This window comes from Methylobacterium sp. JK268 (assembly GCF_054052225.1).
This window is the reverse complement of the sequence record NZ_JBSVZN010000009.1, coordinates 17,075-34,044: the sequence shown is the minus strand read 5'-3', so window position 1 is coordinate 34,044 and position 16,970 is coordinate 17,075. Positions and strand designations below refer to the sequence as shown.

Below are 16,970 nucleotides of genomic sequence, written 5' to 3'. Positions count from 1 at the left end.
CTCGATGAACCCCAACTTCCGCAATTTCGCCCTGTGGGTGGTCATCTTCCTGCTCGTCCTCGCGCTCGTGACCCTGTTCCAGAACCCGGGTCACCGCTCCGGCGGCAGCGAGATCGCCTACAGCCAGCTCCTCAACGACGCCGATGCGGGCCGCATCCAGAGCGTCGTGATCTCGGGGCAGGAGGTCAGCGGCACCTACACGGGCGGCGGCACGTTCACCACCTACGCGCCCAACGACCCCTCGCTGGTGTCGAAGCTGCAGGGCAAGGGCGTGACGATCACGGCCCGCCCCCCCTCCGACAGCACCCCGTGGTTCATCGCGCTCCTCGTGAACTGGCTGCCGATCCTCGTCTTCATCGGCGCCTGGATCTTCCTGTCGCGCCAGATGCAGTCGGGCGCCGGCCGCGCCATGGGCTTCGGCAAGTCGAAGGCGAAGCTCCTGACCGAGGCGCATGGACGCGTGACCTTCGAGGACGTGGCGGGCGTCGACGAGGCCAAGGAGGACCTGCAGGAGATCGTCGAGTTCCTGCGCGATCCGCAGAAGTTCCAGCGCCTCGGCGGGCGCATCCCGCGCGGCGTGCTCCTCGTCGGCCCGCCCGGCACCGGCAAGACCCTGATCGCCCGCGCGGTCGCCGGCGAGGCGAACGTGCCCTTCTTCACCATCTCGGGCTCGGACTTCGTCGAGATGTTCGTGGGCGTCGGCGCCTCGCGGGTGCGCGACATGTTCGACCAGGCGAAGAAGAACGCCCCCTGCATCATCTTCATCGACGAGATCGACGCGGTCGGGCGCCACCGCGGCGCCGGCCTGGGCGGCGGCAACGACGAGCGCGAGCAGACCCTCAACCAGCTCCTCGTGGAGATGGACGGCTTCGAGGCCAACGAGGGCATCATCATCATCGCGGCGACGAACCGCCCGGACGTGCTCGACCCGGCGCTGCTGCGGCCCGGCCGCTTCGACCGCCAGATCATCGTGCCGAACCCGGACGTGATCGGCCGCGAGCGCATCCTGCGGGTCCACGTGCGCAAGGTGCCGCTCGCCCCCGACGTCGACCTGAAGGTCATCGCGCGGGGCACCCCGGGCTTCTCGGGCGCGGACCTGATGAACCTCGTGAACGAGGCGGCGCTCCTGGCGGCGCGGCGCGGCAAGCGCATCGTCACCATGCACGAGTTCGAGGACTCGAAGGACAAGGTCATGATGGGCGCCGAGCGGCGCACCCTCGTGATGACCGACGACGAGAAGCGGCTCACCGCCTATCACGAGGGCGGCCACGCCATCGTGGCGCTGAACGTCCCGGCGACCGACCCGGTCCACAAGGCCACGATCATTCCGCGCGGGCGCGCGCTGGGCATGGTCATGCAGCTGCCCGAGCGCGACAAGCTCTCGATGTCCTTCGAGCAGATGACCTCGCGGCTGGCCATCATGATGGGCGGGCGGGTCGCCGAGGAGATGATCTTCGGCCCCGAGAAGGTGACCTCGGGCGCGCAATCCGACATCGAGCAGGCGACCCGTCTCGCCCGCATGATGGTGACGCGCTGGGGCTTCTCGCCGGAACTCGGCACCGTCGCGTACGGCGAGAACAACGACGAGGTCTTCCTCGGCATGCAGGTCAACCGGCAGCAGAACGTGTCGGAGGCCACCGCCCAGAAGATCGACGCGGAGGTGCGCCGCCTCGTCGAGGCCGGCCTGCAGGACGCGCGCCGCATCCTCAGCGACCACCGCAACGACCTGGAGGCGCTGGCCCGCGGCCTCCTGGAATACGAGACGCTGAGCGGCGAGGAGATCCGCGACCTTCTCGACGGCAAGCCGCCCGTGCGCGACACCGGCGATTACCCGCCGGCGCCGGCCCGCGGCTCGCCGGTGCCCTCCGCCGGCCGCGGCCGGCCGCGCGAGAACGACGGCGGCTACGAGCCCCAGCCGCAGGCCTGAGCGCCCCGCCGACGGGGCCGACGAACACGAGAAGGGGCGGCGGGTGGAAACCCGCCGCCCTTTCCGTTTGTCGGACCTTCCCGCGCGGCGGAGGCCGATTCGGGGTGGCGCGCCTACTTGCCCCCGCCGCCGGACCCGCCCGCGCCGCCGCCCGCGGTGCCGGAGGCCGGCTTGTCGTTCTGCGTGGCATTGCCGGCGGCACCGGACGAACTGCCGGCCGGGCGGCCCTGCGCCAGGACGGGCCCGGCGACCAGCATCATCGCGGCACTGAGGATCAGAATCTTTCGCATGGACGTCGCTCCTCCTCGAGACGGGCCGGTTCGCGACCGGCACAGTGACGGGGCAACGCGCGATGCCGTGGGTTGATCCCTGGCGATTAAAGTCAAGCCTTGCGGGTGTATCAGGAGATCAACCAAGCCGAGCAGAACAGCAGGGCGAAAAACACGCCAGAACTCACCAGAACGGCCCGAACTTCGCGGTACTGAATCAAGATCGGGTCGGGAAGGGGCAGCATGGCGACGCAACCGCGGGGAGCAGCAGCGATCTCTTGTCATGGCCTGGCTTAAAAGGCGATGAGCGGGATTGCTGAACGAGTGGCGAATTTGAAAATGTCACTCCGAAGCAACAAGGGCAGCGGCCCCGATCGGGTCGGCGCGCCAGGCTGGCGGCGGAGGAGCCATGCTGTTAACAAATGCTGCCCAAAGCTGACGGGACCGGCGTGACGTTAATGATCCGGTAACCATCACGGGCGCTTGATGAGCTTGGGTAACAACTCGTCAAGCATCGTGACCAGCAGCAGCCACACCCGCCCCTCCCTCCCCCTGCGCGGCCGCGCCTTCCGGGCGCTCGTGCTGGCACCGGAGCGCCCCCTCGACGACTGGCTCGCGCAGCTCGACCGGCTCCTGCTGCGCTCGCCCACCCTGTTCAGCGAACGGGCGGTGCTCCTCGACGTCGCGGCCTTCGCGGCGGCGCCGGAGGAGGCGCCCGCCGCGGAGGCGCGGCCCGACCTCGCGCCGCTTCTGGCGGAACTCGACCGCCGCGGCCTGCGCATCCTCGGGATCGAGGGAGCCCGGCCCGACTGGACGGACGCCACGATGCCCCCGCGCCTGGTCGGCGGGCGGCCGGCCCCGATCACGCCGCCGATCGCCGAGAAGCCGAAGCTCAGCTCGCTCGTCCTGGAGAACCCTCTCCGGTCCGGCCAGAGCATCGTGCATCCGGACGGGGACGTGACCGTGATGGGCTCGGTCTCCTCCGGCGCCGAGATCCTCGCGGGCGGCTCGATCCACGTCTACGGGGCGCTGCGCGGGCGCGCCATCGCGGGGGCCGGCGGCAACCGCGGCGCCCGGATCTATTGCCGCCGGTTCCAGCCGGAACTGCTCGGCATCGACGGGCTGTTCCGCACGGCGGAGACGACGGATCCCGGCCTGCGCGACAAGGCCGTTCAGGTCTGGCTGGAGCGCGACGCCCTGCGCATGGCGGCCCTGGACTGAGGGGAAGCGCGGCCGGCGCCGCCGGGTGCGACGACGAAGGACGAGCGGGTCGGACCGGAAGCGCGCCAGACGAACGGCGCGCGGTCGCCCGCGGCGAGAACGGACGATCTGGGGGAAGACACGATGGCGAAGGTTCTGGTGGTGACATCGGGCAAGGGCGGGGTGGGCAAGACCACCACCACGGCGGCCCTCGGGGCGGCCCTGGCCCAGTCCGGGCAGAACGTCTGCGTGGTCGATTTCGACGTCGGCCTGCGCAACCTCGACCTCATCATGGGCGCCGAGCGCAGGGTCGTCTACGACCTCATCAACGTCGTCCAGGGCGACGCCAAGCTCGCCCAGGCGCTGATCCGCGACAAGCGCGTCGACACCCTCTCGCTGCTCCCCGCCTCCCAGACCCGCGACAAGGACGCGCTCACCGACGAGGGCGTTGCCCGGGTGATCAACGACCTGCGCGAGCGCTTCGACTGGGTGATCTGCGACAGCCCCGCCGGCATCGAGCGCGGCGCCACGCTGGCCATGCGCCACGCCGACGTCGCCGTCGTGGTCACCAACCCCGAGGTCTCCTCGGTGCGCGACTCCGACCGCATCATCGGGCTCCTCGACGCCAAGACCGCCCGCGCCGAGGCCGGCGAGGGGCTGGAGAAGCACCTGATCCTCACCCGCTACGACCCCTCCCGGGCCGACAGGGGCGAGATGCTCAAGATCGAGGACGTGCTGGAGATCCTCTCGATCCCGCTCCTGGCGGTGGTGCCCGAGAGCGAGGAGGTGCTCAAGGCCTCCAACGTCGGCAGCCCGGTCACCCTCAACAACCCCGCCAGCGCCCCGGCCCGCGCCTACGCGGACGCCGCCCGACGCCTGCGCGGCGAGAGCGTCGCCATGACCGTCCCGACCGAGCGCAAGTCCTTCCTCAACCGCCTCCTCTCCCGGAGGGCCGCATGACGCGCTTCCCCTTCCGGCCCCGCCGCGCCTCGGCGCCAGCGGCCCGGGACCGGCTCAAGATCCTGCTCGCCCAAGACCGCGCGCTGTTCGGGCGGCGCGACGTGATCACCCTCCTGCGGGAGGAGGTGATGCTCGCGGTCGCCAAGCACGTGGCGGTGGACGGCGACAAGGTCCGGGTCACCATCGACCGCCGCGGCGGAATCTCGACGCTCGGGATCGACATCGACCTTCCGGCCTACAAGAGTCCGGGTCTGGCGGGCGCCTGAGGCGCCCGCGCCCGCTCGAAAGGACCCGGATGGCCGACGCTCCGACCCTCTACGCCAACGCGGTGCTGGGCCTCAGCCTGCGCCGGCCGGGCATCCTCCAGCTCACCCTCGGGGCCGCGGGCTTCGCCGGGGAGGAGCCGGACCCGGTCGTGCGCCTCGCCCTGCCGGACGACACGGTCGTGGAACTCGTCGACGCCCTGGTGGAGGGCCTGAAGGCCGCGGCCGAGGCCGAGGAGGAGGACGAGGACGACGAGGCGCCCGAGCCCTACGAGGCCTCGGTCGGCGACGTCGCCACCGCCGGGCTCCTCGCGACCAGCCTCGCCGCCGCCATGTCGGACGCCCTGAGCCTGCTCGCCGAACGGCCGGATTTCACCGAGCGCCTCGCGGAGATCGAGGCGCGCGCCGTGCTCGCCACCCGCAACTCCGTCTCGGAGGGCGTGTCGGTGGAGGACGAGGCCAAGGCGGTGCGCGACACGGTCTCGGTGCTCCAGAGCCTCTTCGCCCAGTGGCGCGCCGAGAACGGCCCTCCCCCTTCACCACCGCCGGAGGCCGGACCCGCCGCGTGAGGCCGTCCGCGTCGCGATGCGGCGCCCTTCACGCCACGAACAGACCCGCGATGGCCGCGCTCGTGAGGTTCGACAGGCTGCCGCCCAGGATCGCCCGCAGCCCGTAGGCCGCGACCTCGGCCCGGCGCGCGGGCACGAGGCTGCCGAAGCTCGCGAGCTGGATGGCGATCGAGGCGAGGTTGGCAAAGCCGCACAGGGCGAAGCACAGGATCGCCGTGGTGCGCCGCCCCAGTTCGCCGCTCCTCAGCACCGGCGAGAGGTTGGCGTAGGCCAGGAACTCGTTGAAGGCGACCTTCTGGCCGATCGCGCCGCCCACGAGGCCGGCCTGCTCCCAGGGTACGCCGAGGCTCCAGGCGAGGGGCCGGAAGACCGCGCCGAGGATCGCCTCGATGGAAGCCCCCTCGACGCCGAGGACGGCGCCGATCTGGCCGACGAGCCCGTCCGCCAGCGCGATCAGGCCCACGAAGGCGATCAGCATCGCACCGACCGCCACGGCGACCGCCAGGCCCTTCTGGGTGCCCTCGGCCGCCGCCTCGATCAGGTTGACGGCGCGGCGCTCGCCGAACTCGGCCCGCATGGTCCCGACCCGGCTCGGCTCCGTCGCCGGCATCAGGATCTTGGCGTAGAGGAGGCCGCCCGGGATCGCCATCACGGAGGCGGCGAGCAGGTAATCCATCGGCACGCCCAGGGCGGCGTAGCCGGCGAGGATCGAGCCCGCCGTCGAGGCGGCCCCGCTCGTCATCACGGCGAAGAGTTCGGACCCGGTGAGGAGCGGCAGGAAGGGCCGCAGCGCCACGGCGATCTCGCTCTGACCGATCGCGATGGTGATGACCGCCGCGAAGGTCTCGATCCGCGAGGTGCCGACGAGACGCCGTAGGCCCGAGCCGATCGCCCGCGCCGACGCCTGCATGATCCCCAGATGGTAGAGGACGCCGATCAGGGCCGAGACGTAGACGATCTGCGGCAGCACCCGGAAGGCGAGCACGAAGCCGCCATTGCCGAACAGCGCGAACATCTTGGGGTCGACGAGGCCGCCGAACAGGAAGGCCGCCCCCCGGTCGCCGTAGGACAGCACGGTCTCGACCGCGCCGGCCGCCGCCGCGAGCCCGCTTCGCCCGAGCGGCCAGAACAGCACCGCCGCCCCGAATGTCACCTGGAGCGACAGCGCCGAGAGGACGATCCGCGGGCGGATCGCCCGGCGATGCGTCGAGGCGAGCACGCCCACGGCGAGGAGGAGCGCGAGGCTCAGCGCGCAATGCAGGATCCTGTCGGCCATCCGGTCTCCTCTGGCGCCGCCCAGGAAGGCAAGGGCGGTGCCGCCGGCACGGCCCCGGTCATTCAGGACGAGTTCACGCGCCGCTCCCCGTAATGCAGGGTGTCGACGAACGCAGCCGCCACGAGGAGGGCGAGGGATGATGCGCATCAGCGCGCGACGGCTCCTGCCGCAACTCGCCGCCCTCCTCGTCGCGATCGCCGCGGCGTCCCTCCCGCGCGCGGCGGCCGCGGAGACGCGGATCGCGCTGGTCGTCGGCAATGCCGCCTACGCGGCGGGCGCGCTCGCCACCACCGCCAACGATGCCGGCCTCGTCGCCCAGACCCTGCAGGCGGCCGGGTTCGACGTGGTGGGCGCCCGCGACCTCGACGAGGACGGCCTGCGCCGGGCCCTGCGCGACTTTACCGACAAGGCCGCCGCCTCGGGGCCGGACACCGTCGCCTTCGTGTACCTGGCGGGCTACGGGCTGCAATTCGAGGGCGAGAACTACCTCGTGCCCGTCGATGCGCGGATCGGCGCCGCCGCCGACGTGCCGCAGCGCGCGGTGCGCATCTCGGATTCCGCCAAGCGCCTCGCGGCCCTGCCGCTCAAGGCCCGCTTCCTGGTGGTCGACGCGGCCCGGCCGTCGCCGTTTCGCCTCACAGGCGATCCCCTGGCGGGCGGCCTCGCCCTCGTCGAGGCGGAGCCGGGCGCCCTCGTCGCCTTCAACGCCGCTCCCGGCACGGTGGGCCCGCCCGAGACCGGCCCCTACGGCGCCTACGCGCAGGCTTTGGTCGAGATGATGCGCGAGGGCGGCCTCGCGCCCGCCGACCTGTTCGAGCGGGTGCGGCTGCGCGTCGCCGAGGTGACGCGGGGGGCCGAGATGCCCTGGCACAGCGCCCGGATCGAGGCGCCGTTCCGCTTCTTCGAGCGCACCGCCGAGGCGCCGCCGCTCCCGGCGCCGGGCGACGACCGCCGGCCCCTCGCCGAGATCGGCGCCCGGGAGGCCTTCGCGCGCTGCGTCGAGGAGGACACGCTCCCGGCCTACGAGGGCTTCCTCCAGGCCTATCCGCGGGATCCGCTCGCCAAGCGGGTGCGCGCCATCGTGGCGGCGCGGCGCGAGGCGCTGACCTGGCGCCGCACGCGGGTGGCCGACACGCCGGAGGCCTACTGGTCCTACATGCGGCGCTACGCGCGCGGGCCCCACGCCTCCGACGCCCGGCGGCGCCTGCGGGAACTCGCCGCCGCGGCCGAGCCGCCCCCGGATTTCGCGGTCCTCGCCTACGACGTGCCGCCGCCCCCGCCCGAGGAGGTGGTCTATGTCGAGCGCCCGGTCCTCGTCCTCGACGACCCGGAGGACGACCTGCCGCCGCCCCCGCCGCTCTTCCTGCCGCCGCGGCCGGCCTACCTCGTCGCGCTGCCCCCTCCCCCGCCGGTGACCGAGGCCTACATCCTGCCGACGCCGGTCTTCGTGCCGGTCCCGGTCTACGTGCGGCCGCCCGAGGCCGTGGTGCCGCCGCCCGGCGACGCGCTCTACCCGCACATCCACGACCGGCGGGCGATCGAGGAGATCAACGCCGCGAACGCCGCCCACGGTGGCCTCTCCGCCGGGACCGTGGCGGCGGGCGTCGCGGGGGCGGCCCTGGGCGCGGCCCTCGCCACCCGGGTGGCGCTGCCCCCCTCCGTGTCGCAGAAGGCGGCCCTGCGCCCGAGCCTGCCGCCGGGCGCCGCCCCGCCCGGTGCGGCCCAGGCTCCCGCGATGCCGGCCCGGCCGCCGCTCCCCCTCCCCGGCCAGCCCGGAATGCCGGCCGCCGCGATCGGCCAGCCCTTGCCCGGCCAGCCCTTGCCCGGCCAGCCCGCCCCTCCCGCCCCTGCGCCCCTGCCGCAACCCGGACGCCCCGGCGCGCCCCCGCTCCCCGTCCCCCCGCAGGCGGCGCGCCCCGCGCCTGGAGCACCGGCCGCCGCCACCGGCCAGCCCCTGCCGGGCCAGCCCGCCCCTCCCGGCCCCGCGCCCCTGCCGCAACCCGGACGCCCCGGCGCGCCCCCGCTCCCGGCACCCCAGCAGGCGGCGCGTCCCGCGCCCCCTGCGCCGGCCGCTACGATCGGCCAGCCGGCCGGCCCTGGTGCGCGACCCGGGCCGCAGGCCGGGCGCCCCGTCCCACCACCATCGGACCAGCCCGCACCGTCAGTCCGGCCGCAAGGGCTGCCGCCCCACGCAGGCCCGCGCCAGGCGATGCGGCCGCTGATGGTCCCGTCCGGGCAGCCGCCGCTCTCCGAGGCCCGGCCGCTCGGCAGGCCCGGTCGCGCCGCCCTCCCACCCGCGCCGGTCGCGCCGCGGCCAAACCCGGCGGATCTCGCCCGGCAGCAGCAGATGCGCCAGGATCAGGCCGCCCAGGCGCAGCGGGCCGCGGCCGCGCAACGCCAGCAGCAGATGATGATGCACCAGCAGGCGGCCCAGGCCGCGGCACGCCAACAACAGGCGGCGCAGGCTGCCGCGCGCCAGCAGCAGATGATGCAGCAGCAGGCGGCCCAGGCTGCGGCGCGCCAGCAGCAGGCCGCGCAGGCGGCCCGGCAGCAGCAGATGATGCAGCGCCCGCCGCCGATGCCGCATCCCGCGCCGCAGCCCCACCCGGCCCCGCAGGCTCGTCCGGGCGGAGGGGCATGCGGCCATCCCGGACAGCCGCCCTGCCGGTGAGAGAATCCCGTCTCCCGTGCGGGCCCGCGGATTTGCGCTTCGGGTCGTGCGCATACCCTCTCTCCGCGTGCGCAGGGCTATCCGGGGACAATGTGAGGCACTTCCCCCATCTCCCGAGTGGGAGAGGGGATCTGGCGCGAACCGGAATGGCATAGTTTGTTGTTGAATGAGCGTTTTTTGGAGACCAAGGCGCCCTCGAAGCGACCTTAGGTTTTCCGCGGACAGGGCTGGCGCGTGCGGGGAGAGGAGACGCAGGTTTTGCCTGCTCTGTGCACACGATCGGCGAAACGGGAAAGGTGAGAAGCGCGCCGTCTCGGGGGTACCCGACACGCATGGCGGCCCCCCGATCCGCCCTTGCCGGGCAAGAACAAAACGGGTACACGAGAGGGACCGCGCGCATTGAGAATCCCTTCGTCCCCGTGCCATAAGGACCCGTCAGATGGCTCAGTCCTCGCTGCGACTGGTGGAAAACCCGACCATGGATAAAGACAAGTCGAAGGCGATCGATGCCGCGCTCGCCCAGATCGAGCGCGCCTTCGGCAAAGGTTCGATCATGCGCCTGGGCAAGGGCGACAAGGTGCAGGAGGTCGAGACCGTCTCCACCGGGTCGCTCGGGCTGGACATTGCGCTCGGCGTGGGCGGCCTTCCGCGCGGCCGGGTGATCGAGATCTACGGCCCGGAATCCTCGGGCAAGACGACGCTGGCGCTGCACACCATTGCGGAAGCCCAGAAGAAGGGCGGCGTCTGCGCCTTCGTGGATGCGGAGCACGCGCTCGACCCGGTCTACGCCCGCAAGCTCGGGGTGAACCTCGACGACCTGCTGATCTCGCAGCCCGACACGGGCGAGCAGGCGCTGGAGATCACCGACACGCTGGTGCGCTCGGGCGCGATCGACGTGCTGGTGGTGGACTCGGTCGCCGCACTCACGCCCCGGGCCGAGATCGAGGGCGAGATGGGCGACCAGCAGCCGGGCCTCCAGGCCCGCCTGATGAGCCAGGCCCTGCGCAAGCTCACCGGCTCGATCTCGCGCTCGAACTGCATGGTCATCTTCATCAACCAGATCCGGATGAAGATCGGCGTGATGTACGGCAGCCCCGAGACCACCACGGGCGGCAACGCGCTGAAGTTCTACGCCTCGGTGCGCCTCGACATCCGCCGCGTCTCGACGCTGAAGGACCGCGACGAGGCGATCGGCAACAGCGTCCGCGTCAAGGTCGTCAAGAACAAGGTGGCGCCGCCGTTCAAGCAGGTCGAGTTCGACATCATGTTCGGCGAGGGCGTGTCGAAGGTCGGCGAGTTGATCGACCTCGGCGTCAAGGCCGGCATCGTCGAGAAGTCGGGAGCCTGGTTCTCCTACGACAGCCAGCGCCTGGGCCAGGGCCGCGAGAACGCCAAGGGCTTCCTGCGCGACAACCCGGACATCGCCAACCGGATCGAGCTGGCGATCCGCCAGAACATGGGCCTCGTCGCGGACAAGATCCTGGAGAACGCGGTCCCGACCGCGGAGGATTACGACGAGGGGGCGGCGTAGGCCGCGCCCTCGTCGATTGGGACCTTTGGGGGCCGCCGCGGGAGACCGCGGCGGCCCTTCCCGTGCCGCGTGCCGTGAATCCGCAAGCCCGTGCGCGAGAGGGATTCCCCGCGCCATGACTCTCCGAGCGCCTTGCCTCACATCGCGCAGCAACGGCAATGCCTTGCGAGCGCGTTCGATTTAGAGCGGAAGCCCCTCCACGGCGGCGAGCGCCACCATCACGCCGCGCAGCTCCGCGAGGCCGCGCAGGCGCCCGATCAGCGGGTAGCCGGGGAAGGTCGGCTTGCCGATGTCGTCGGCGAGTTCGTGCCCGTGGTCGGGCCGGAACGGGATGCGCCAGTCGGCGCGACCCTCGGCCCGGCGGAGCGCCTGCTCGGCGAGCAGCGCGCGCACCACCGCCACCATGTCCACATCGCCGCCGAGATGCTCGGCCTCCATGAAGGAGCCGTCGGGCTCCTTGGCGACGTTGCGCAGATGGGCGAAGTGGATCCGCCCCGCGAAGCGCGCCGCGATGCGCGGCAGGTCGTTGGCCGGGTGCGCGCCCAGCGAGCCGGTGCAGAGCGTGAGCCCGTTGGCGGGGCTGTCGACGAGCCCGAGGAGGTCGGCGATGTCCTCCTCGGTGGAGACGATGCGCGGCAGGCCGAACAGGGGCCGCGGCGGGTCGTCCGGGTGCATCGCCATCTTGATCCCGCACTCCTCGGCGGTCGGGATCACCGCGTCGAGGAAGCGCGCGAGGTTGCCGCGCAGGTCCGCGGCCGTCATCCGCCCGTACTCCGCCAGCACCGCGCGCAGCCCCGGCACGTCGTAGCGGTCGAAGGCCCCCGGCAGGCCCGCCATGATGGCGGCGAGCAGCCGGTCCTTCTCGTCGCGGCTCGCCCCGTCGACCCAGGCCTTGGCGCGGGCGAGCAGGTCGGGCGGCACGCCCTCCTCCGCCCCGGGGCGTTCGAGGATGTAGGCGTCGAAGCCGACATACTGGTGGGCGTTGAAGCGCAGGGCCGTGCCGCCGCCGGGCAGCCGGTGGCGCAGTTCCGTGCGCGTCCAATCGAGGACCGGCATGAAGTTGTAGCAGATCGTCCGGATGCCGCAGGCCGCGAGGTTGCGCATCGAGGCGCGGTAAGTCTTGAACAGGGGCTCGCAATCCGCGTCGCCGCGGCGGATCTTCTCGTGCACCGGCAGGCTCTCGACGACCCGCCAGGACAGGCCGAGGCTCGGGTCGGCCGCGAGCTGCGCCTGCCGCTCCTCGATCGCCGCGACGCTCCAGACCTCGCCGTAGGGGATCTCGTGCAGAGCGGTGACGATCCCGCGCGCGCCGGCCTGCCGGATATGGGCGAGCGGCACCGCGTCACCGGGCCCGAACCAGCGCCAAGTCTCTTCCATCGCGTCCTCCCTGCAAGCCGTTCGGCGTCGATCTCAGTCTTGCGCGGCAGCCCGCGCGCCCCTGTCGCGCAGGCGGCCATAGGCGGTCGTCACCGCGTCGGCGAAGGCGGCGGAGGCTCCGAGGTCGCGCCCGAACACCGCCTCCGTCCGCAGCAGCGCGCGGATGCGCGCGGCCGGGTCGGCTCCGGCCGCGTCCAGGCGCTCGCGCAGCGCCCCCGCCAGGGGATCGCGCACGTCGATCGGCGCGCCACGCTCGTCGGTGCCCCCGACGTAGCGGGCCCAGGCGGCGACGGCGAGCGCCAGGGCCGGGATGGGCAGGCCGCGCGCCAGCCGGTCGCGGATGCTGGACAGGAGGCGCTGCGGCAGCTTCTGCGAGCCGTCCATGGCGATCTGCCAGGTCCGGTGGCGGATCGCCGGGTTGGCGAAGCGCTCGGCCAGCGCCCGCGTGTAGGCGTCGAGATCCTGGCCGGGCGGCACCGGCACGACCGGGCGGACCTCGTCCCAGAACCGGTGCAGGTAGGCGCGCAGGACAGGATCGCGGACCGCCTCCGCGATCGTCTCGTGGCCCGCGAGGAAGCCCAGATAGGCCAGGGCGGAATGCGCGCCGTTGAGGAGGCGCAGCTTCATCTGCTCGAAGGGCGCGACATCCGCCACGATCTGCGCGCCTGCCTCCGCCCAGTCCGGCCGGTCCGCGCCGACGAAGCGGTCCTCGATCACCCATTGCCGGAACGGTTCGTGCCGCACGGGAGCGGCATCGTGCAGGCCGGTGACGCGCGCCGCGGCCGCGTGATCGGCCTCCGCGAGGGCGGGGACGATGCGGTCGACCATCGTGGACGGGAACGGCACCGCGGCCTCGATCCAGCCGGCGAGGGCGTCGTCCGTGAGGGCGGCGAAATCCCGGACGAGCCCCGCCAGCAGCGCACCATTGCCCGGGAGGTTGTCGCAGCACAGGACGGTGAAGGGCGCGAGCCCCCGCGCCCGGCGCAGGCGCAGACCCGCGGCGAGGAAGCCGACCGCGCTGCGGGGCGCGTCCGGATTCGCGGCGTCGTGCCGGATATCCGGATGGTCGGGGCGCAGCCGCCCCGTCGCCGGGTCGTGGCCGTAGCCCTTCTCCGTCACGGTCAGGCTGACGATGCGGGTGCCGGGATCGGCCAGAGCCCGGACGATCGCGGCCGGGTCCTCCGGCGCGACCTGGACGTCGAGGAGGGCGCGGACGATCCGGGCCCGCTCGCCCTCGGGCGCGGCCTCCAGGGCGGTGTAGAGGAAGCCCTGCGGCGCGAGGCGGTCGCGCTGGTCCGGGCGCTGCAGCGAGACGCCGCGGATGCCCCAGTCGCCGCCGCGGGCTTCGAGCACGTCCTCGGTGTAGAGCGCGCCGTGCGCCCGGAAGAACGCCCCGAGGCCGAGATGCAGGATCGCGGGCCGCAGCCGCGCGCGGTCGTAGCCCGGCAGGGCCAGCGAAGGCGTTGCCGCCAGGCGGGCGAGGGTCGAGGGCGTGAGACGTGCGGTCATGATCCGCCCGAGGCGATGATTTAAAACATGTAGACTACCATACCAGTATGGGGAGGGAGTCCGCGGGTCAAGGGGTGGCGCAAGCCGCGGGACCCCGTGCCATCCGGGGCCAGCGGCCAGGATTCGATTGCCACCCGGTCGGATCCCGCCCTAAGACCGGCGAAATCCGGCGGCCGACCCGAGACGATGGCTCCCTTGCAGGTTCTGGAGAGGTTCAGCACGGCGAGTGTGCCGGGGCCGATCGGCCTCGCGATCACGGCGTTTCTTCGCACCGCGATCGTGCGCAACCAGCTCGTGCCGGGACAGGCCCTGCCGGAGGCGGAGCTGGCGCAGATCATGGGCGTCAGCCGGCAGCCGGTGCGCGAGGCCCTGATCCGGCTCTCGGAGATGGGCCTCCTGCGGATCCTGCCCCAGCGCGGCACCCTGGTGACGCGGATCTCGGTGGCGGGCGTGCTGAGCGGCCGCTTCATCCGGCAGGCCGCGGAGCGCGCCGTGATCGTCGAGGCCGCCCGGCAGGCCAGCGACGCGGAGATCCGCGCCATGTGGCGTCTGGTGGAGCGCCAGGAGGACGCGCTGGCGCAGCAGGATTCGGCCGCGCTCCTGGCTCTCGACGACGACCTTCACGAGACCTTCGCCCGCTCCATGGGCATCACCAGCGTCTGGCCGGGCCTGACCGCGGCCAAGCTGCAGATGGACCGCGTCCGCCATCTCAGCACGCCCCTGGTGACGCCGGGCGAGCGGATCATCGCCCAGCACCGCGCCATCGTGGCGGCCGTCGCCGCCCGCGACGCGGCGGCGGCCGACGCGGCCATGGCCGGTCACCTCACCGAGGTGCTCGCGTCGCTCCCGGAGCTGATCGCGCGCATGCCGGAGCATTTCGACCAGGGCGAGGGCGACTGAGCCCGGCGCGGCCCGGCGCGCGCCGGTCAGAACGAGATCACCACCTTCAGGTTGCGCGTCCGGTCGCGGGCGGCCGCGAAGGCGGCGGCGGCCTCCTCCATGCCGAAGCGGGCCGTGAGGAGCGGGCGGACGTCGATGACGCGGCTCTCGATGCAGGCCACGGCGTCGCCGAACACCTCGCCGAACCGGAAGGCGCCGCGCAGGTCGAGTTCCCGCGCCATGATCCGGTTGGCGAGGACCGGGCTCTCGCCGCCGGGCAGGGACCCGACCTGGACGACGATCCCGCCGGCCCGCACGGCCAGGATCGCGGCGTTGAGGGCGGGCGCGGCCCCCGACGCCTCGAAGGCGACGTCGTAGCCGCCCCGCTCCGCCGCGGCCGCGGCCAAGGCCGCGGGGCCACCCGCCACGTTCACAGTCGCGTCGGCGCCGATCCGGCGCGCCGCCGCGAGCGGCGCGTCGAGCAGGTCGGTGACCGCCACGTGGGCCGCGCCGGCGCGGCGCGCGGCCAGGACCACCAGCAGCCCGATCGGGCCCGCCCCCGTCACCAGCACCCGGCGCCCCAGCAGGGAGCCGGCGCGCGACGCGGCGTGGAGCGCGACCGCCAACGGCTCGGCGAAGGCCATCTCGGCGAAGGGCAGGTCACCCGCCACCGGGAAGCACTGCCCCTCAGCCACCACGGCGTGCTCGGCGAAGCCCCCCTGCATGTGCGGGACCTTGCTGGCGCTGCCCATGAAGAACACGTTCTCGCACAGGTTCGGCCGGCCCTCGCGGCAGCGCGCGCAATGCAGGCAGGCGCGGGCCGGGTTGACGCAGACCTTCTGCCCGATCCGGACGCGGCCGACCGCGGATCCCGTCTCGACGACCTCGCCGGCGAATTCGTGGCCGGGAATCAGCGGGTCGCGCAGCACGAAATCCCCGACCCGCCCGTGGAAGAAATAGTGCAGGTCGGAGCCGCAGATCCCGCCCGCGCGCACGCGGACGCGGACGTCGCCGGGACCCAGCGCGGGGTCCGACCGCTCCTCGAGCCTCAGATCCTCGGCGGCATGGAGCACGCAGGCGCGCATGGCAATCACTCCCCAGAGTCAGTCTCTTGACATTCTAGAATGGTAGAATGCAGGATCAGCGTCAACCGCCGAGCCGTCGGCCCGTGGCGCCTCGCCCGCCCCGCCGACGCGCATCGGCGATGCGGGCCAGGGGGAGGAATCGCATGTTCCGCAAGCGCCGCCATCTCGTCATCGCGCTGCTGTTCAGCGCCGGGATCATCAACTACATGGACCGCGCGGCGCTCTCGATCGCGGCACCGGCCGTGCGGGACGACCTCGGGCTCTCCCCGGGCGAGATGGGGCTGATCTTCAGCAGCTTCTTCTTCGGCTACGCGATCTTCAACTTCATCGGCGGCTACCTGGCGGACCGGGCCGGGCCGTTCCGGGTCTTCGGCCTGTCGATGGCGGTGTGGTCGGCCTTCTGCGCCCTCACCGGGCTGGCGGCCGGCTTCCTATCGATGATGCTGATCCGCATCGGCTTCGGCATCGGCGAGGGCCCGTTCTCCGCGACCGCGAACAAGATGGTCAGCAACTGGTTTCCGCGCCGCGAGGCGGGCGCCGCGATCGGCATCGCCAACGGGGGCACGCCGCTCGGCGGCGCCATCGCCGGGCCGCTCGTGGGCCTGTGCGTCGCGCAGTTCGGCTGGCGGATCGCCTTCTTCGTGGTGGCGGCGATCGGCCTCGTGTGGCTGGTCTTCTGGCTCGCCCTCGCGAGCAACGCCCCGGAGACCGACCCCCGCGTCGGCGCGGAGGAGCGCCGGGCGATCGCGGCGGACCGCCCCGCGGCGCTCGCCGCCGAGGGCGCCTCGGCCGGGCTCGGCCGCTACCTGCGCAACCCGATCGTGCTGGCGACGGGCTTCGCCTTCTTCGGCTACAACTACATCCTGTTCTTCTTCCTGACCTGGTTCCCGAGCTACCTCACCATGGCGCGGGGCCTCTCGATGCGCGAGATGAGCCTCGTCACGGTGATCCCGTGGGTGCTGGGCTGCGTCGGCCTGATCGGCGGCGGCTTCCTGTCCGACGCCCTCTACCGGCGCACCGGCGACGCGCTGTTCTCCCGCAAGGTCATCCTGACGGCCTGCCTCGGGACGGCCGCGCTGGCGATCATCGCGGCCGGGTTCATGACGGGCGCGGTGGGGGCCGTCACGCTGGTCGCGGTCGCGGTCTGCGCCCTCTACCTGACAGGCAGCCTCTACTGGGCGATCATCCAGGACACGGTGCCCGCGGCGCATGTGGGCGCCGTGGGCGGCTTCGTCCACGCGCTGGCGAACACCGCGGGCATCATCGGCCCGGCCGTGACGGGCTACATGGTCCAGGCGACCGGCTCCTTCACCAGCGCCTTCGCGCTCGCCGGCGCGATCGCGGTCCTCGGGGTGATCACGGTCGCGGCCTTCGTGCGGCCGGCGCAGGCGGCCGCGGTCGCGCGGGCGGCCTGAGGCGCGGGATCACCCCGCGCCGGCGAGCGCCGAGCAGGG

Annotated in this window: 14 protein-coding genes; 9 read left to right on the top strand and 5 right to left on the bottom strand. The window is 72.9% G+C overall.

The window, feature by feature from the left end:
• Positions 1-4: 4 nt before the first annotated feature.
• On the top strand, positions 5-1,927 hold the full coding sequence (ftsH, locus tag ACW9J6_RS11320) for an ATP-dependent zinc metalloprotease FtsH (protein ID WP_457116576.1): 1,923 nt from the start codon (positions 5-7) through the stop codon (positions 1,925-1,927).
• 113 nt (positions 1,928-2,040) lie between these two features.
• Here ftsH and ACW9J6_RS11315 read toward each other — a convergent pair whose 3' ends face one another.
• Positions 2,041-2,217: a hypothetical protein gene (locus ACW9J6_RS11315; RefSeq protein WP_457116575.1), complete on the bottom strand. Its 177-nt coding sequence runs from the start codon at positions 2,215-2,217 to the stop codon at positions 2,041-2,043.
• Between the two features lie 465 nt (positions 2,218-2,682).
• Here ACW9J6_RS11315 and minC point away from each other — a divergent pair, with 465 nt between their 5' ends.
• From minC to ACW9J6_RS11295, 4 genes are all read left to right on the top strand, one after another.
• Positions 2,683-3,417 carry a septum site-determining protein MinC gene (gene minC, locus ACW9J6_RS11310; RefSeq protein WP_457116574.1) on the top strand — a complete coding sequence of 245 codons (735 nt, stop codon included), beginning with the start codon at positions 2,683-2,685 and terminating at the stop codon, positions 3,415-3,417.
• Between the two features lie 123 nt (positions 3,418-3,540).
• Positions 3,541-4,356 (top strand): septum site-determining protein MinD, encoded by an 816-nt coding sequence (gene minD / locus ACW9J6_RS11305; RefSeq protein WP_457116573.1) that lies wholly within the window; start codon positions 3,541-3,543, stop codon positions 4,354-4,356.
• Positions 4,353-4,622 carry a cell division topological specificity factor MinE gene (gene minE, locus ACW9J6_RS11300; protein WP_457116572.1) on the top strand — a complete coding sequence of 90 codons (270 nt, stop codon included), beginning with the start codon at positions 4,353-4,355 and terminating at the stop codon, positions 4,620-4,622. Before minD ends, minE begins: the two co-directional genes overlap by 4 nt.
• Positions 4,623-4,651: 29 nt before the next feature.
• Complete coding sequence (locus tag ACW9J6_RS11295) at positions 4,652-5,188, top strand: hypothetical protein (RefSeq protein ID WP_457116571.1); 537 nt, start codon at positions 4,652-4,654, stop codon at positions 5,186-5,188.
• Between the two features lie 28 nt (positions 5,189-5,216).
• Here the strand turns inward: ACW9J6_RS11295 and ACW9J6_RS11290 are convergent, their stop codons facing one another.
• Complete coding sequence (locus ACW9J6_RS11290) at positions 5,217-6,464, bottom strand: NupC/NupG family nucleoside CNT transporter (protein ID WP_457116570.1); 1,248 nt, start codon at positions 6,462-6,464, stop codon at positions 5,217-5,219.
• 136 nt (positions 6,465-6,600) lie between these two features.
• Between ACW9J6_RS11290 and ACW9J6_RS11285 the strand changes: the two genes are divergently transcribed.
• Together ACW9J6_RS11285 and recA are read left to right on the top strand one after the other, a co-directional pair.
• Entirely contained in the window at positions 6,601-9,135 is a 2,535-nt protein-coding gene (locus tag ACW9J6_RS11285) for a caspase family protein (protein WP_457116569.1), read from the top strand.
• Positions 9,136-9,574: 439 nt separating this feature from the next.
• Positions 9,575-10,666 (top strand): recombinase RecA, encoded by a 1,092-nt coding sequence (gene recA, locus ACW9J6_RS11280; protein WP_457116568.1) that lies wholly within the window; start codon positions 9,575-9,577, stop codon positions 10,664-10,666.
• 180 nt (positions 10,667-10,846) lie between these two features.
• On the opposite strand, the gene uxuA is transcribed toward recA, so the two are convergent.
• Both uxuA and ACW9J6_RS11270 read right to left on the bottom strand, forming a co-directional pair.
• The gene (gene uxuA, locus ACW9J6_RS11275; protein ID WP_457116567.1) at positions 10,847-12,043 is read right to left on the bottom strand and encodes a mannonate dehydratase; all 1,197 of its coding nucleotides are present in this window, start codon (positions 12,041-12,043) and stop codon (positions 10,847-10,849) included.
• A gap of 33 nt (positions 12,044-12,076) precedes the next feature.
• Positions 12,077-13,552, bottom strand: a complete 1,476-nt coding sequence (locus ACW9J6_RS11270) for a mannitol dehydrogenase family protein (protein WP_457116566.1) — start codon at positions 13,550-13,552, stop codon at positions 12,077-12,079.
• Between the two features lie 186 nt (positions 13,553-13,738).
• Here ACW9J6_RS11270 and ACW9J6_RS11265 point away from each other — a divergent pair, with 186 nt between their 5' ends.
• Positions 13,739-14,452 carry a GntR family transcriptional regulator gene (locus tag ACW9J6_RS11265; RefSeq protein WP_457116565.1) on the top strand — a complete coding sequence of 238 codons (714 nt, stop codon included), beginning with the start codon at positions 13,739-13,741 and terminating at the stop codon, positions 14,450-14,452.
• A gap of 26 nt (positions 14,453-14,478) precedes the next feature.
• Here the strand turns inward: ACW9J6_RS11265 and ACW9J6_RS11260 are convergent, their stop codons facing one another.
• Entirely contained in the window at positions 14,479-15,516 is a 1,038-nt protein-coding gene (locus tag ACW9J6_RS11260) for an L-idonate 5-dehydrogenase (protein WP_457116564.1), read from the bottom strand.
• Positions 15,517-15,659: 143 nt separating this feature from the next.
• On the opposite strand from ACW9J6_RS11260, the gene ACW9J6_RS11255 reads away from it, so the two are divergent.
• The gene (locus ACW9J6_RS11255) at positions 15,660-16,931 is read left to right on the top strand and encodes an MFS transporter (RefSeq protein WP_457116563.1); all 1,272 of its coding nucleotides are present in this window, start codon (positions 15,660-15,662) and stop codon (positions 16,929-16,931) included.
• The last annotated feature ends 39 nt before the right edge of the window (positions 16,932-16,970 follow it).

Bases quoted from the DNA above. Each gene is read 5' to 3' on its own strand.
- ACW9J6_RS11265 (WP_457116565.1), top strand. From the start codon at position 13,739: ATGGCTCCCTTGCAGGTTCTGGAGAGGTTCAGCACGGCGAGTGTGCCG.
- ACW9J6_RS11295 (WP_457116571.1), top strand. From the start codon at position 4,652: ATGGCCGACGCTCCGACCCTCTACGCCAACGCGGTGCTGGGCCTCAGC.
- recA (WP_457116568.1), top strand. From the start codon at position 9,575: ATGGCTCAGTCCTCGCTGCGACTGGTGGAAAACCCGACCATGGATAAA.
- uxuA (WP_457116567.1), bottom strand. From the start codon at position 12,043: ATGGAAGAGACTTGGCGCTGGTTCGGGCCCGGTGACGCGGTGCCGCTC.
- ACW9J6_RS11290 (WP_457116570.1), bottom strand. From the start codon at position 6,464: ATGGCCGACAGGATCCTGCATTGCGCGCTGAGCCTCGCGCTCCTCCTC.
- ACW9J6_RS11260 (WP_457116564.1), bottom strand. From the start codon at position 15,516: ATGCGCGCCTGCGTGCTCCATGCCGCCGAGGATCTGAGGCTCGAGGAG.
- ftsH (WP_457116576.1), top strand. From the start codon at position 5: ATGAACCCCAACTTCCGCAATTTCGCCCTGTGGGTGGTCATCTTCCTG.
- minC (WP_457116574.1), top strand. From the start codon at position 2,683: ATGAGCTTGGGTAACAACTCGTCAAGCATCGTGACCAGCAGCAGCCAC.
- ACW9J6_RS11270 (WP_457116566.1), bottom strand. From the start codon at position 13,552: ATGACCGCACGTCTCACGCCCTCGACCCTCGCCCGCCTGGCGGCAACG.
- ACW9J6_RS11255 (WP_457116563.1), top strand. From the start codon at position 15,660: ATGTTCCGCAAGCGCCGCCATCTCGTCATCGCGCTGCTGTTCAGCGCC.
- ACW9J6_RS11315 (WP_457116575.1), bottom strand. From the start codon at position 2,217: ATGCGAAAGATTCTGATCCTCAGTGCCGCGATGATGCTGGTCGCCGGG.
- minE (WP_457116572.1), top strand. From the start codon at position 4,353: ATGACGCGCTTCCCCTTCCGGCCCCGCCGCGCCTCGGCGCCAGCGGCC.
- minD (WP_457116573.1), top strand. From the start codon at position 3,541: ATGGCGAAGGTTCTGGTGGTGACATCGGGCAAGGGCGGGGTGGGCAAG.
- ACW9J6_RS11285 (WP_457116569.1), top strand. From the start codon at position 6,601: ATGATGCGCATCAGCGCGCGACGGCTCCTGCCGCAACTCGCCGCCCTC.